Raw genomic sequence first — 13869 nt, 5'->3', positions numbered from 1 at the left:
CGCCCGGCGCGCGGCCAGGGACTCGGCCGGGCCGCCATCAGGAGATCCCGGCCTCAGGCAGGATGGCCCCGGTCTGCGCGGTGATCCGTCCATACCATTGCGGGCGGCGATGGGCGGCGAAATCGAACATCTTGCTCTTGCCCTGGGCGCACAGATCCAGGTCGCAATCCGCCATGACCACCTCGTCGGCCAGTGTCTGCGCCTGCGCCACGATCACGCCGTTCGGATCGACGATGCAACTCCCGCCGATCAGCCCCGACCCGTCTTCTTCGCCCGCCTTGGCGACGGCCACCGCCCAGCACGCATTCATATAGGCATTCGCCTGGACGACCAGTTGCGCGTGGAAGGTCCGCAATGCCGCACTCTCGGTCTCTCCGCCGTTCGGGTCGTACGCCGCCGAATTATACCCGACGCACAGCAATTCCATCCCCTGCAGCGCCAGGCTGCGCCAGGCTTCCGGCCAGCGCCGGTCATTGCAGATCAGCATCCCCATGATGGCCTCCGACCATTCCGGCCCGGCCCGGAACGCCGGAAAGCCCAGGTCGCCATAGGCGAAATAGCGCTTCTCGAGCTGCTGGAACCGCGCGCCCGCGCGGGGCTCGACCGATCCCGGCAGATGGATCTTCCGATATTTCCCCAGGATCTCGCCGGCCGGCGTGACGATGATGCTGGTATTGAATCTCTCCCCCGCGGCCGTCAGCTCGGCATAGCCCACATAGAACCCGACTCCCAGCGCCCGCGCCCGGTCGAACAGGGGCCGCGTCCGCGTATCGGGCATCGCGCGTTCGTAATGGGCCAGCAGCGTCTCGCCCTCCAGCAGCCAGCGCGGGAAGAAGGTCGTAAAGGCCAGTTCGGGGAAGACGACCAGCGTCGCACCAAGGCGCGCGGCTTCCTCCAGCAGGGCGATCATGCGCGCCAGGGTATCCGCCCGGCGATCGTCCTTCTGGGTCGGGCCCATCTGCGCCGCCGCAACCCGAATCATCCGGCTCATCGTCACCTCATCGCAAATCGTCGCATCCGCCGCGCGTCGCACGATCATTCGTTGTCGCTTCGAAAGCTATTGCCATCCTGTACCAGGGGTCTCAATTATATCGACGATAAAAAATCCCCTACCTCTATTCATCGGACTTATGGATGAACCTGCGGCAGATCGAGATCCTCCGGGCCATCATCCGCTACAACACGACGGTGGCGGCGGCCCGGGCGCTGGGCCTGTCCCAGCCCGCCGTCAGCAACGCGATCAAGACGATGGAGGATCAGGCCGGCTTCGCCCTGTTCCAGCGCGTCAACAACCGGATCTACCCGACGGCCGAGGCGAAGATCCTGGCCGAGGACGCCGAAGCCATCTTCGAGATGCATGACAGGTTCGTCGGCCGCATCCGCGACCTGCGCGACAGCCGTGCCGGCCATCTGCGCCTGGTCGCGACGCCGCCCCTGGGCTATGGCGTGGTGGCCGCCGCGATCCGCGACACCCAGGCGCTGCGCCCCAAGATCCGCACCTATTTCGACGTGCGGCGCTACGAGGGCGTGATCGCCAGCGTCGAAACCCATCATGCCGAACTGGGGTTCGTGCTCGGCTTCAGTCCCCAGCCGGGATTGAGCGCCGAGACCCTGTTCGAGGGATCGATGGTCTGCGTCATGCACCCCGGCCACCCGCTGGCCGGCCAGGCGGCCATCGCACCTGCCGATCTCGGGCGCCATCGCTTCATCGCGCTGGAACGCGGAACCAAGCTCGGCGAGGCCACGCGCGACGCATTCGCCCAGGCCGGCGAACCCTTCGAATTCACCAGCGAGGTCCGCTACGGCAATACCGCCTGCGTGCTGGCCGAAGCCGGCGCCGGCGTCGCGATCGTGGACCCGCTGACGGCGGCGACCAACCGTTTCCAGCTCGCCGTCCGGGCCTTCCTGCCCGAAACCCCCGTGGCGGCGTCGGTCGTCTGGGCGGAAAACCGCGCGCTCTCCCGCCTGTCCCGGTTCTTTCTGGACCGCGTGCGCGACGTCGTCCGGCACGTGCCGCTCAGGGCGTCCCCGTCCGGCGCAGCCGCCGCCTATAAGCACCCTGAATAGCCGGCGCGAAGATCGCGCGTGATTTCCGCCAGGCGCGACTTTAGACCTGCGCGGTCGCTTTCACGGCCTTCGATCGGATGGACAGAGATATGGCTTCAGCCCCGGAAACCCCCATCGCATTCGTGCGCGGCCAGTTCGTGCCGCGCGACACCGCGACGATTCCGCTGATGGATCGGGGCTTCCTCTTCGGCGACGGCGTCTATGAAGTCACCGCGGTCATCGAACGGCGCTTCGTCGATAACGGGCCGCACCTGGATCGCCTCGACCAGTCCCTGCGCGAAATCGGCATCGCCAACCCCTATGACCGCGCAGAATGGATCGGCATCGAATGCGAACTGATGCGCCGCAATGCGCTCGATAACGGCCTGATCTATATCCAGGTCACACGCGGCGTGGCCGAGCGCGACTTCCTGTTTCCGCCCGACCTGGCGCCCAGCGTCGTGCTGTTCGCGCAGAACAGGCGCGTTCAGCATAATCCGCTGATCGAAAAGGGCGCGGCCGTCATCACGCTGCCGGACCAGCGCTGGGCACGGTGCGACATCAAGTCGACGTCCCTGCTCGCGCAGGTCCTTGCCAAACGCGCGGCCGCCCAGGCAAATGCCAACGAGGTCTGGATGACCCGCGACGGCTATATCACCGAAGGCGCCTCGTCGACCGCCTTCATCGTGACTCCGGACGGCAGGCTCGTGACCCGCACCCTGTCGCCCGCCATTCTGCCCGGCGTCACGCGGCGGACGATCATGCGGATCGCCGACCAGTCCGGTCTCGCCCTCGCCGAACGGCCTTTCACGCGCGACGAGGCGCTGGAGGCGACGGAAGCGTTCTATACCAGCGCGTCGACGATCGCGATTCCGGTCACGCGCATCGACGGCCGGATCGTGGCGAACGGCCAGCCCGGCCCGGTCTTCAGGTCGCTCTACGACCAGTATATGCAGCATGTCCTGGAAAATCCACAGGATTTCTGAAGCGGAACCGGATTTCCGCGCCGTGCTCCGGAGGCGGCGCGCATCCGCGCCGCCGCCGGCCATGCCGATCCGTCTCAGAAGGTCGTCGAGATCGTGCCGGTCATGGTAAAGCGCGGCATCGTGTAGAACTGGGTGCCCCCCGTGGCGCCCGGTCCGGCCTCGCCGTCGATCAGCGTGACGGGATGCAGGTTGGTCGTGATGCCGTTGGACATCGTACGCACCATCGCGCCGGTCAGGTTAGTGAAGCCGAAGAAATGCGAATCGTCATAGGTCAGGCCGAAATTCGCCATGACGTGCGGCGCCATGACCGCGTCCTTGCCGTTGGTCGGCAGGTAGGAATCGCCATACGGAATGTTCGAATCCTGCGTTGTGTGCAGATATCTCGCCCGTGACGAAATGGTTGCTCTGGATCGCGACCTTGTCCCAGTAATTCGTCATGACGAACTTGAAGCCGCCCATGGCGGTCAGCCTGTCATTCAAATATTTCGCGGTATCCTGCAGGAACAGGCTGTGCAGCTCATAGCCGCTGTCGATCCCGATCGTGCTGTGCGCCAGCTTTCCCGTGGCACCGTTCACCACGAAAGCCTGGTACGCCGCCCAGTTCGGGCTCGGATTGGTGCCGTCCGCCATCGTCACGCTGGTCGGCAGGGCGAAATTCAGGATATTGTTTTCGTACCAGTAGCCCAGTCGAAGCTGGTTATGCCGGTCCAGGTCATAGTTCAGGCTGGCGGTCGCGCCGACCTGGCGGGACTCGTTCGCCTGGAAATAGGGCGTCATCTGCTGCCCGGCCGGAACCGGCGTGCCGTCGGCGTGGAAATAAATGTTCGCCGGGGCCAGGAACCCGCCGGTCGCGCCCAGCGCGTCCCACCCCTGGCCGAAGGACAGGTACGGCGTCAGGTCGAAGCTCAGCCGGCGGGTCAGGACGGCATGCACCGGCGCGGACAGGAAGACCTGGCTCCAGTGGTCGTCATTGTCCTTCCAGTAATTGTTCAGGGCCTGCGCCGGATCGTTGAAATCCGTGTGGCCCCAGCCCTGGCCGGACCGCTTGGCGGCATGGAACTGCGCCACGGGGAAACGGCCCCGGCCGGTACGTAGTCTCCCTTATGGCGTGCGTCGCAACGGCGATGATATTGCAGACTGCGATATCGCGCCAAATCGGGGGTCATATGCCGACGGAAGTCGCCTTTGTCACGATCGGCCAATCGCCGCGCGACGACATCGTGCCCTTTATCCTGGACCGAGCGCGTACCCCGATCCGTGCGACCCAGTTCGGGGTGCTGGATAATCTGGATCAGGCCGCGCTCGCGGCGATGGCGCCCGGGCCTGCCGCGCCAAGGCTGGTATCGCGCCTGCGCTCGGGTCATGAAATATATCTGGACAGGGCCCTGACCATTCTCTGCCTGCTCGATATGCTTGAGGCGATCGACCAGCAGGGTTTTGATCTGATCGTTCCACTTTGTACCTGCCATATTCCGGAATTGCGCGCGTTGAATCTCCGCACGCCGTTCATCGAGCCTCAACGCCTCATGGATGTTCCCGCCATCTTCCTGCTGACCGGCCTATGCCGGGTCGCGCTTATTTTTCCCACCCGCCAGGCCGTCACGCACCGGTCCTATGAAGGGGTCGACACGGTCACATCCTGGCTTTCGCCGTACACCTACGCTCAAGAAGACCCCGATTGGACGGAAAGACTGGACGCCGTGCTGATCGGCGTCGATTTGATCGTCATGCACTGCGTGGGTTTCTCCGAAGACATCCGCGTGATGCTGCAGCATCGGTACAAATGTCCGGTCCTTATACCCCGGCGCGTGATCGCCGCGGCAATCGATCTGGTCGTCCAGGAGAACCCTGGTTCATGACGTCCTCTGGCCGCCCGGCTGGCCGCAAGGTGACGGATATCGTCGTCTATCCGCCATGCTTTACCAGCGCGCGGCGCAATAATTCCGTCGTCGAGGATACCTGCATCTTGGCCAGTGCGCGCGCTCGGTGAATTGCCACGGTCCGATGGCTGATGGCCAGATTTCGGCCGATTTCCTTGTTTGACAGCCCCGTCAACGCGGCGCGCAGGACGTCCTGCTCACGTGGCGTCAAGGGTTCGGCTGAATCGGGCAATTTGTCCAGAACGTCGGGTCCAGCCTGACGATCGCCCGCCGGCGGGTGCCGCGCATCGTGGTGCAGTTCATCCAGCGCGGTCCGCAACGCGCCGGCGACCAATCGGCGAACGGACACGACCGGGCGTTCCACCAATCCGGCCAGCATGACCGCGTGGGCATCGCTATATCCCAGCGAATGCATCACAATGATATCCGTATCGCGCAGCAGGCGCGCCGCCTCGTCCAGTGATGGCGATTCTCCAGCCACCTTGACCATCCGCGTGGTCTGCACCAGAGCCGTATTGACCGCCAAATTGGAATCGAAAGCGGTCGGCAGATGGTACATGATGCCGATCGGCCCCGGTCCCGCAATCAGCGCATTGATCCACAGGTCCGTCAGTTTCTGACTATGGATCAGCCGTGCCCGCGTGTCCCATGTTTCGAAAATTCCCGTGCTCAGCATGACAATCAGGTCATAGTCACGTCGATCGATAATTTCGATCAGGCGACGTAACCGCTGTTCGATAAAGCTCGCACGCACCGAGACGAAGCCGCCATGGGCCAGGCGGGTATAAAAACCACGTTCGCCCTCCCTGGGCCGTTGCGCACCGATATCGGTCTCGTCCAGGCCGTTCATCGCTCCATATTCGTCGAAATCCAGATCCGCCGCCTGCGCCATCCGCAGCACCTCGTCCAGGATATCGGTCCGCGGGGTCTGGCCGATGGTTACGAAGGCGCACCGGGGACGATACGGCATGACGATGGCTCCTCAGGGTCTACAGCTTCACCCGTATAGGAGGCGCCCATTCCCCGCACCTCAACTTCGTCGTGAAACGACCCATCCGGTCCTCAATGCGCTCTCAAATCCATGTGGCTGATTTATGCCCGCCTGGGCGCATTCCTAAGGATCGTATCAAGGACAAATTGCACGGGCGGCGTCACGCGTTTGTCGCGCGCCCAGACCACGCCCAATTCCATGACGATTTCCGACGCCGCGCCGGACTGGTTGAATCTCAATTCATGGGGTCGCTCCAGCATCGAAAGCGGCGAAAGGACCAACGCATCCGTCGCCATTTGAATCTGTCGGATATAAATAGGAGAGTTTATTTCCATGATTCTCTCCGGAGGTTTCAAGCCACGCGCCCTCAGGGTCGAATCGAACCGCTCGCGCATCGCCATTCCCGGTACCGGCAGCATCCACAGCCGGTCCTGATAGATCTTCCAGTTATCCAGGACCTCCGAAAAGCACATATCCCGGTCGCAGGTACTGACTGCGCACCATTCGACGGCCAGCACCTGGCTGGCAAGCCGCGGCCAGGATTCGATACCATGCAGATCCGCCAGGATAAGGTCGAATTTATTCGCCTCTAGTCCCGTGAGCAGGTGGCGCCTCATCCCGTATTCGCATCTCAGGGCCAGATAGGGATGGGCCTGCGTGATGATCGAACACCATGTCGGAAGACAGGCATGCAACGCCGGCGCCTGATAGCCGATGGTGACTTTCCCGCGCAGGCTCTTGTCCAGATACTGCAGGTCGGTGTTTAACGCGATCAATTCGGCGTCAACACGTCGCGCCGCCGTCAGGACCCGATAGCACAGATGGGTCGGCTCCAGACGGCCGCCTACGCGCTCGAACAGTCTGGCGCCGATGATCGTCTCGATTTCGATACAGGATTTGGATACCGCGGCTGTCGAGATGCCAAGCCGCGCCGCGGCCTCTCGCATGCTGCGCGTGCTGTCCAGAACCTCGACCATCCTGAAATGCCGAAGCTTCAGAAGACGTCTGATATCCGGGCGGCACCGACCTCGCGACATGGAAATAATTTTGTCACGTCTCCTGACATGGATCAACCATTTGGTTGACGCGGTGCAACCTAATTTCGCTTCGGAAATGGTTGGCGATTGCACATAGTTCCCTGCAGGCACGATGACATAAGGCGCGCTCCGGCATGACACCATGTTGACCAGCGGCAGAAACGGGCAGGCGAGAGCGACAGGCCGCCTGTCATTCCCGGCGCGGAAACATGCGCTTTCGGCTCAACGCATTATCGGAAAACCGCATATGATCGTTTCCGTCCGGTATCGTGGCGTCTCTGCTCTTGCCTGCATGATGCGCCGTGCAAGGCCGGCCGGTACGGTGCTCCTCCTCGGCATACTGGCAAGCACCGGCCTGACGCATTCCCTGCGCGCCGCCACGCCGCGCCATCGGCTCCATCCCGCGAACCGGCCGGCCGCACCGGCGCCGGCATCGACATCGACGCGTGCGCACCCCGTCATTCCCGCCAATGCCGAGGCCGTCATGGTCAATGGGGCCCGACGGGCCTTCCATTTCGCCGCTGCTCAGCATATCGCGGATTCCACGACGCGCATCACCGCCGAAACCCTCGTTCGAAAAGGTGTCGTCGGACTGACCGACCTGCAGAATCTGGCGCCGAACGTCACGATCCAAAGCCTTATGGGAACAGCCAGCACGAATTTCTTCATCCGGGGAATCGGCTTCAACGACTATACGCAGAATAATACCTCGTCGGTCATGACCTATATCGATGGCGTCGCCTTCCCACTCAGTACCATGGCCGCAGGCATGATGTTCGACGTGGAAGGGGTGGATATCCAGCCGGGGCCGACAGGCACGACGCACGGATTGGCGGATTCCGGGGGTGAGGTTGATATCCACACCGCGGACCCGACAGCGGCCTGGCATGGTGGCGTGACACAGGACATCGCCAGTTACGCCAGAAGCCGCACGGATCTGTATGTATCCGGTCCTCTGACGGATACGGTGTCATTTCGCATCGCCGGCCAGACCATGCATGGCGGCGGTTGGCAGACCAGTCCGGCAAACGATACCCATCTCGGCAACGCGGACGAGGGCGCATTGCGCGCCAAGCTGCGCTGGCACCCCGATGAGAAGACGGACGTCCTGTTGACCGGGCATTGGGTGCAGGACAATTCCGGTGTGGTCGTCGGCAAGCCGGTCGTCAATTTTCTGCCGGCCGTACAGCATATTCCGACATTGGGATACCAGCAGGCAGACTGGGACCTCCGGCCTCAATTCGCCAGGTTGATCGGCCGCTCGCCTGACACGATGCCCTCCGAGCATAATACATTCTGGGGCGCAGACCTCAAGATTTCGCGCGATCTTGGTTTCGGCACGCTGCAAAGCACCAGTGCCTACGAAACCGAGCGCGAAGGCGAATATACCGATCAGGACGGCACAATCTACGCGTCAGGAGATCAATACCGCAATATCGTCGCGAACGCATTCTCACAGGAACTGAGCCTGAAATCCCGCGATCGCCAGCAGCCTTTGCAGTGGGTGGCCGGCATGTATTACAATCGCGTACGCATGTTGCAGCAATTCTATTTCGATTTCACCGATTACAAGCCGCTGCGCGGTTACCTGTCCGAGACGTCATTCAACCAGAACCAACAGACATTCACGCAATATGCGCATATCTCCTACAGGTTGCCTTATCACCTGACGGTCTTCGGCGGCATCAATCACGAAGCCGACGATCGTCAACTGATCGGCCTGCGCACGGTGCATTTCGGGGTCAATGACCTGAATTTCCACAATGAAGGGGCCGCCGCGAATCAGTTTACCGGTACGGTCGGTGTCCAGTGGCAGGCAACGCGGACGTTTCTCCTGTATTACAAGATGAGCAAAGGATTCAAGCCCGGCGGCTTTACCGGCAACAATACGGTCGTTCAGGCGCAGTTGACGCCCTTCGGGCCCGAAAGCGTCCTCGCTTACGAGGCAGGGTTCAAAAGCGATCTGGTTCCCAACATGTTTCGTCTGAACGCCGCTGCATTTTATTACGACTATCACGGTCAGCAATATATCAGCTCGTACCTGGTGCCGAGCTATGGCCCGTTGGGAATGTTCGTCAACATTCCGAAATCTGAAATATGGGGTATCGAATTCAGCGCCGAGCTGCATCCCCTGCCACATGTGTACCTGACGCAGAATCTGGGGTACGAACGCGGAAAATATCAGAAATTCCAGGCGCTCAATTCCTCGGCGACCAACGCCTATTACACGACGCACGGCGTGTGGCAGGCCGTCTATACGGATTTCGACGGAGTCGATTCCGGTATTCCCAAACTGACTTTGAACGGCAGCGCGGATTATCGCATCAACCCGTTTCATGCGTACGAACTCGAAACCGGCCTGGATTGGATGTACCGCGACTCGCAGGCGCTGATCGCCGGCGGACTTGGGGCCTATCGCCTGCCATCCTATTTCCTGATGGGCGCCCATATGACGTTCCGCCCCGTTTCCGATCGCTGGTCGGCGACGATCTACGCCTCCAACCTGCTGAACCGCCAGTATTTCGTTGCGGGTGGCCAGGCCACGACGACCTATTTCTGGATTCCCGGTCCGCCGCGCTTCATCGGCGGAAGATTCAGCCTGAATTTCTGAACGATCGGATTTTTCATGCGTCCTTCCCTACGGCGCATATTCCGCAACGCGCGACTATTCTCCAGTTCGGCAAACTGCCGCCATACCCCAGACCAGGACCCCAGATCACGGAGGCCGACATGAAACCACGCCTGTCCGTCTCCGGCACAAGGGCGAAGCACATTGCCGCCGGCTGTGTCGGGAACTTCCTCGAATTCTACAATTTCATGGCTTATGCCTTCTTCGCGCCGATGATCGGCCAGGCCTTCTTTCCCGCCGGCGGCCATTTTATGGCGCTGCTCCTGGCCCTCGTGACATTTGCGGCCGGCTTTATCATGCGGCCGCTCGGCGCGTGCGTGATCGGCCTCTATACCGACCGCGCGGGTCTGGGGCGCTCGCTGATGCTGTCCTTTCTCCTCATGGCGCTGGGATCGGTGCTGCTGGTCTTCACGCCAACCTATCGGTCGGCCGGAATCATGGCGCCGGCTCTGATCCTGGTCTCCCGTCTTCTGCAGGGCTTTTCCGAAGGGGGAGAAGTCGGTCCGGCAACGGATCTGCTGTTTTCGCTCGGCAGCGGACGACAGGCCAGCGCCCTGGCCTCCATGCAATATGTCACCCAGCTCCTTGCCTCCCTTGCCGCGGTCCTGCTTGGCCTGATCCTTTCGCTGACCCTGTCGCACCAGCAACTCTACGACTGGGGATGGCGGGTACCCTTTGTCCTGGGATTGGCGATCGTACCCATCGGATTTTTCTTCCGCCGCGCCTTGCCGCCCATGGCCGGTTCTCCCGCTCGCCCGGCCGCATCGGCAAGCGACGAGCGACGAACGGATCCCGCCATCGTCCTTTTCCTGTTCCTGGCGGTCACCAGCGGGACCATCACCAATTACCTGCGTCAGTTCGGCGTCAGCTACGCGATCGCCGTCCTGCACCTGCCCCCGCGTACCGGCATGCTGGGCATGTGCCTCGGCCTGGCCGCCGGCATCGGCGCCATGGGTGTCGGAATCCGCTTTCTGGCCCACAGGCCGCCCGCCCGGGTGCTCGTCTCCACGGGATTCGCCAATGTCGTCATGGCTTATCCGCTCTATCATTTCGCCGTGTTCTGCCCCGGAATTGCCAGCCAGGTCCTGCTGAACGTCTTCATGTTCGCGTCCGCGGGCGTGACCACGGGGCCGGCCTTCGAAATCATGATGAATGCCCTGTCCGACCATCGGCGCGCGTTCATCTTCGGCGTGGTCTACGCGTCGGCCGTGTCGATCTTCGGCGGCTCGACACAGCCTTTCGTGACCTGGCTGATCGCAAGGACCGGCGATGTCATGGTTCCCGCCTATGTGGCGATCGCGGCCAGCCCGCTCTACGTCGCGGCCTTGCTGCTGCTGAACCGGCGGGTGGCGCATGGCACGCGGTCCGCCGGTCCCGATCCCGTGCCCCTCGCAGTCGAACTGTAACCGACCCCATCCAGCAGGAAGAACCCATGTCGGCTCTCGCATTCATGAAACGACATTACGACGAGATGGCGGCCTTGCGGCAGGACCTGCACGCGCACCCGGAAATCGGGATGCAGGAATACCGCACGTCCGACCTCGTCGCGCGCAAGCTCGGCGAATGGGGAATCGAAGTGCATCGTGGTGTCGGCGGTACCGGCGTCGTCGGCGTATTGCGCGCGGGGAACGGCGCCGGCTCGATCGGCTTGCGGGCCGACATGGATGCCCTGCCGATGCACGAAGCCAGCCAGCTCAGCTATCGCTCGACGACGCCGGGCGTCATGCACGCCTGCGGGCATGACGGCCATACGACCATGCTGCTGGGCGCGGCCCGCTATCTCGCCGAAACCCGGCATTTCGACGGCACCGTGAATTTCATCTTCCAACCGGGCGAGGAAGGCGTCGGCGGCGCCCTGGCCATGTTGGCCGACGGCCTGCTGGAACGGTTCCCGTCCGACGCCCTGTTCGGCATGCATAACCGGCCGGGCCTGCCGGTCGGCGCCTTTTCGATCGCGCCGGGACTGGCCATGGCGGGCGGCGCGTTTTTCGACGTCGTCATTACCGGCAAGGGCGCACATGGCGCCCGCCCCGAGGACAGTATCGATCCCGTCCTGGTCGCCGGGCAATTGATCTCGGCGTTGCAATCGATCGTTTCTCGCAACGTGCCGCCAGCCGATGTCGCGGTGGTCAGCGTGACGAAAATGAGCGGCGGCGACGCCTATAACGTTATTCCGCACAGCGTGACCATCGGCGGCACGGTCCGCTGTTTCAAATCGTCCATCATGGAGCAGATCAAGACCCTGATCGCGCGCACGGCAGACGGGATCGCCGCCGCGTTCGGCGCCAGGGCCGAACTGGATTTCCGGCTCATTTTCGCGCCTACCGTCAATGACCTGCGCCACGCCCAAGACTATGCGGACGCGGCGGCCGAACTCGTCGGAGAGACCCATGTCGATCGCGACGCCCAGCCCGTCATGGGGTCCGAGGATTTTGGCTTCATGCTGGAAAAAGTGCCCGGCGCCTACATCCTGGCCGGCGGCGGAGACGGTGCGGCGCCCCATCACCCGCTTTATGATTACAATGACGAAACAACACCCTATGGCGCCGCGCTCTATGCCCGAATCGTCGAGCGCGGATTGCCGCGTCGCAACGCGCCATGACGCGTATCGCCGCATGGCCGGATCATCGTGGAGAACCTGAATGAAGAACACCGATACCATCTGGAATTTCGTCGAAGCCCGGCATCAGCCCATGATCGCACTGAGCGATGCGGTATGGGATATCCCCGAATTGAATTACGGCGAATTCCGTTCGTGCGCCCTGCACGCCGAGGCATTGCGGCGCGAAGGCTTCCGTGTCGCGCACGATGTCGGCGGCCTGCCGACCGCCGTGATGGGCGAGGCCGGCGAGGGCGGCCCGGTCATCGCCTTCCTCGGCGAATATGACGCCCTGCCGGGCCTCAGCCAGGCAGCCGGCGTGGCTGCGCACCAGCCCCTGGCGGGCGACGGCAATGGTCACGGCTGCGGGCATAACCTGCTCGGCTCGGCTTCCCTGCTGGCGGCGATCGCCGTCAAGGATTGGCTGGCCGCCACCGGCACGCCCGGACGCGTGCGCTATTACGGCTGCCCGGCCGAGGAAGGCGGCGCCGGCAAGGGCTTCATGGTCCGCGCGGGCGTGTTCGATGATGTCGATGTCGCCATCACCTGGCATCCATCGCATTTCGCCACGATCTTCCCGCCGGCCTCCCTCGCGAATCTGCGGATCGATTTCACCTTTACCGGCCGCGCATCGCATGCCGCTGCGGCTCCCTTCCTCGGCCGTTCGGCCCTGGATGCCGCTGAATTGCTCAATATCGGGGTGAATTACCTGCGCGAACATATGTTGCCCAGCTCGCGCATCCACTACGCCTATCAGGATGCCGGCGGGGTCGCGCCCAACGTCGTCCAATCGAGGACAGTCATCCGCTACACCGTCCGCGCGACCGAACTCGACGACATGCTCGCCCTGGCCGACCGGGTCCGTAAGATCGCCGATGGTGCGGCGCTGATGACCGAAACCATCGTGACCAGCCAGGTCATCAGCGGCATGGCCAACCTGCTGGGCAATCCCCCGCTCGAAGCCGCCATGCAGGCCAATCTCGAACGTCTCGGTCCACCCCCGTTCGACGAGGCCGACCGGATTTTCGCCACCTCCATCCGGACGACCTTGACGAAGGAGGAAATCGCTGCCGCCTTCAAGGCGATGGACCTGCCGGTGGATCCGGACAAGCCGCTCTGTGACACGATCCTTCCCTGGTCCGAGACGCGTGGCCGGTCGATGCTGGGTTCGACCGATGTCGGTGATGTCAGTTGGGTCGTGCCCACCGTGCAGGCCCTGGGGGCCACCTGCGCGATCGGGACGCCCTTCCATTCCTGGCAGTTGACCGCCCAGGGCAAGTCCCCCCTGGCCCACAAGGGCATGGTGCATGTCGCCAAAGTGATGGCGGCCACGGCCGCCGACGTGCTGCGCGACGAGACGCTTCTGGCGCGCGCGAAGCATGATCATGCAGAACGCCTGAAGCGCCAGCCCTATGTCAGCCCCATTCCGGCCGATGTGCAGCCGCCGCTGGTCGTCGAACAGGCGGCCTGATCCTCTCGCAACAGGAGATCATCCGATGTCCCTCGTCGAAGCCATCGCCCGCGATGCCGATGAACTGACCGCCATCCGCCGCGACCTCCACGCCCATCCCGAACTGGGCATGGTCGAACATCGCACCGCGGCCGAGGTCGCAAGGTTTCTGCAGGAATGGGGGATCGAGGTCCATCGCGGCGTCGGCCAGACCGGCGTCGTCGGCGTGCTGCGCGCGGGCAACGGCGCCG

12 protein-coding genes and 1 pseudogene are annotated in these 13869 nt (G+C 63.0%); 8 read left to right on the top strand and 5 right to left on the bottom strand.

The annotated features are described in order from the left end of the window. Positions 1–37: 37 nt before the first annotated feature. The gene (locus HUK84_RS04590; RefSeq protein WP_176639209.1) at positions 38–991 is read right to left on the bottom strand and encodes an N-carbamoyl-D-amino-acid hydrolase; all 954 of its coding nucleotides are present in this window, start codon (positions 989–991) and stop codon (positions 38–40) included. 143 nt (positions 992–1134) lie between these two features. Between HUK84_RS04590 and HUK84_RS04585 the strand changes: the two genes are divergently transcribed. Both HUK84_RS04585 and HUK84_RS04580 read left to right on the top strand, forming a co-directional pair. Further along, on the top strand, positions 1135–2067 hold the full coding sequence (locus HUK84_RS04585) for a LysR family transcriptional regulator (RefSeq protein ID WP_176639208.1): 933 nt from the start codon (positions 1135–1137) through the stop codon (positions 2065–2067). 89 nt (positions 2068–2156) lie between these two features. Further along, a complete protein-coding gene (locus tag HUK84_RS04580; RefSeq protein WP_176639207.1) occupies positions 2157–3032 on the top strand; it encodes a D-amino-acid transaminase in 876 nt (291 codons plus the stop codon). Positions 3033–3106: 74 nt separating this feature from the next. Here the strand turns inward: HUK84_RS04580 and HUK84_RS04575 are convergent, their stop codons facing one another. After that, positions 3107–3337 carry a hypothetical protein gene (locus tag HUK84_RS04575; protein WP_176639206.1) on the bottom strand — a complete coding sequence of 77 codons (231 nt, stop codon included), beginning with the start codon at positions 3335–3337 and terminating at the stop codon, positions 3107–3109. Continuing rightward, the gene (locus HUK84_RS04570; RefSeq protein ID WP_176639205.1) at positions 3297–4100 is read right to left on the bottom strand and encodes a hypothetical protein; all 804 of its coding nucleotides are present in this window, start codon (positions 4098–4100) and stop codon (positions 3297–3299) included. The genes HUK84_RS04575 and HUK84_RS04570 overlap by 41 nt, the downstream gene beginning before the upstream one ends. 35 nt (positions 4101–4135) lie before the next feature. On the opposite strand from HUK84_RS04570, the gene HUK84_RS04565 reads away from it, so the two are divergent. Then, on the top strand, positions 4136–4891 hold the full coding sequence (locus tag HUK84_RS04565) for an AroM family protein (RefSeq protein WP_317135233.1): 756 nt from the start codon (positions 4136–4138) through the stop codon (positions 4889–4891). 46 nt (positions 4892–4937) lie between these two features. Here the strand turns inward: HUK84_RS04565 and HUK84_RS04560 are convergent, their stop codons facing one another. Continuing rightward, the gene (locus HUK84_RS04560; protein WP_176639203.1) at positions 4938–5882 is read right to left on the bottom strand and encodes an AroM family protein; all 945 of its coding nucleotides are present in this window, start codon (positions 5880–5882) and stop codon (positions 4938–4940) included. Between the two features lie 122 nt (positions 5883–6004). Beyond that, positions 6005–6940, bottom strand: a complete 936-nt coding sequence (locus HUK84_RS04555; RefSeq protein ID WP_281362731.1) for a LysR substrate-binding domain-containing protein — start codon at positions 6938–6940, stop codon at positions 6005–6007. Between the two features lie 247 nt (positions 6941–7187). Here HUK84_RS04555 and HUK84_RS04550 point away from each other — a divergent pair, with 247 nt between their 5' ends. The 5 genes and pseudogenes from HUK84_RS04550 to HUK84_RS04530 form a co-directional block, all read left to right on the top strand. Beyond that, the gene (locus tag HUK84_RS04550) at positions 7188–9551 is read left to right on the top strand and encodes a TonB-dependent receptor (RefSeq protein WP_246285389.1); all 2364 of its coding nucleotides are present in this window, start codon (positions 7188–7190) and stop codon (positions 9549–9551) included. Positions 9552–9670: 119 nt separating this feature from the next. Then, a complete protein-coding gene (locus tag HUK84_RS04545) occupies positions 9671–10975 on the top strand; it encodes an MFS transporter (RefSeq protein ID WP_176639201.1) in 1305 nt (434 codons plus the stop codon). Positions 10976–11001: 26 nt separating this feature from the next. Then, positions 11002–12171, top strand: a complete 1170-nt coding sequence (locus HUK84_RS04540; RefSeq protein WP_176639200.1) for a M20 aminoacylase family protein — start codon at positions 11002–11004, stop codon at positions 12169–12171. Between the two features lie 40 nt (positions 12172–12211). After that, entirely contained in the window at positions 12212–13639 is a 1428-nt protein-coding gene (locus HUK84_RS04535; RefSeq protein ID WP_176639199.1) for a M20 family metallopeptidase, read from the top strand. Between the two features lie 25 nt (positions 13640–13664). Then, positions 13665–13869: pseudogene (locus HUK84_RS04530) on the top strand (amidohydrolase); the annotation flags it as partial.

This window comes from Nguyenibacter vanlangensis, from assembly GCF_013376155.1.
Classification (GTDB): domain Bacteria; phylum Pseudomonadota; class Alphaproteobacteria; order Acetobacterales; family Acetobacteraceae; genus Gluconacetobacter; species Gluconacetobacter vanlangensis.
The sequence above is the reverse complement of the archived record's forward strand: the minus strand, read 5'-3'. Positions and strand labels throughout refer to the sequence as shown.

Bases quoted from the DNA above. Each gene is read 5' to 3' on its own strand.
- HUK84_RS04590 (WP_176639209.1), bottom strand. From the start codon at position 991: ATGAGCCGGATGATTCGGGTTGCGGCGGCGCAGATGGGCCCGACCCAG.
- HUK84_RS04585 (WP_176639208.1), top strand. From the start codon at position 1,135: ATGAACCTGCGGCAGATCGAGATCCTCCGGGCCATCATCCGCTACAAC.
- HUK84_RS04580 (WP_176639207.1), top strand. From the start codon at position 2,157: ATGGCTTCAGCCCCGGAAACCCCCATCGCATTCGTGCGCGGCCAGTTC.
- HUK84_RS04575 (WP_176639206.1), bottom strand. From the start codon at position 3,337: ATGGCGCCGCACGTCATGGCGAATTTCGGCCTGACCTATGACGATTCG.
- HUK84_RS04565 (WP_317135233.1), top strand. From the start codon at position 4,136: ATGGCGTGCGTCGCAACGGCGATGATATTGCAGACTGCGATATCGCGC.
- HUK84_RS04560 (WP_176639203.1), bottom strand. From the start codon at position 5,882: ATGCCGTATCGTCCCCGGTGCGCCTTCGTAACCATCGGCCAGACCCCG.
- HUK84_RS04555 (WP_281362731.1), bottom strand. From the start codon at position 6,940: ATGTCGCGAGGTCGGTGCCGCCCGGATATCAGACGTCTTCTGAAGCTT.
- HUK84_RS04550 (WP_246285389.1), top strand. From the start codon at position 7,188: ATGATCGTTTCCGTCCGGTATCGTGGCGTCTCTGCTCTTGCCTGCATG.
- HUK84_RS04545 (WP_176639201.1), top strand. From the start codon at position 9,671: ATGAAACCACGCCTGTCCGTCTCCGGCACAAGGGCGAAGCACATTGCC.
- HUK84_RS04540 (WP_176639200.1), top strand. From the start codon at position 11,002: ATGTCGGCTCTCGCATTCATGAAACGACATTACGACGAGATGGCGGCC.
- HUK84_RS04535 (WP_176639199.1), top strand. From the start codon at position 12,212: ATGAAGAACACCGATACCATCTGGAATTTCGTCGAAGCCCGGCATCAG.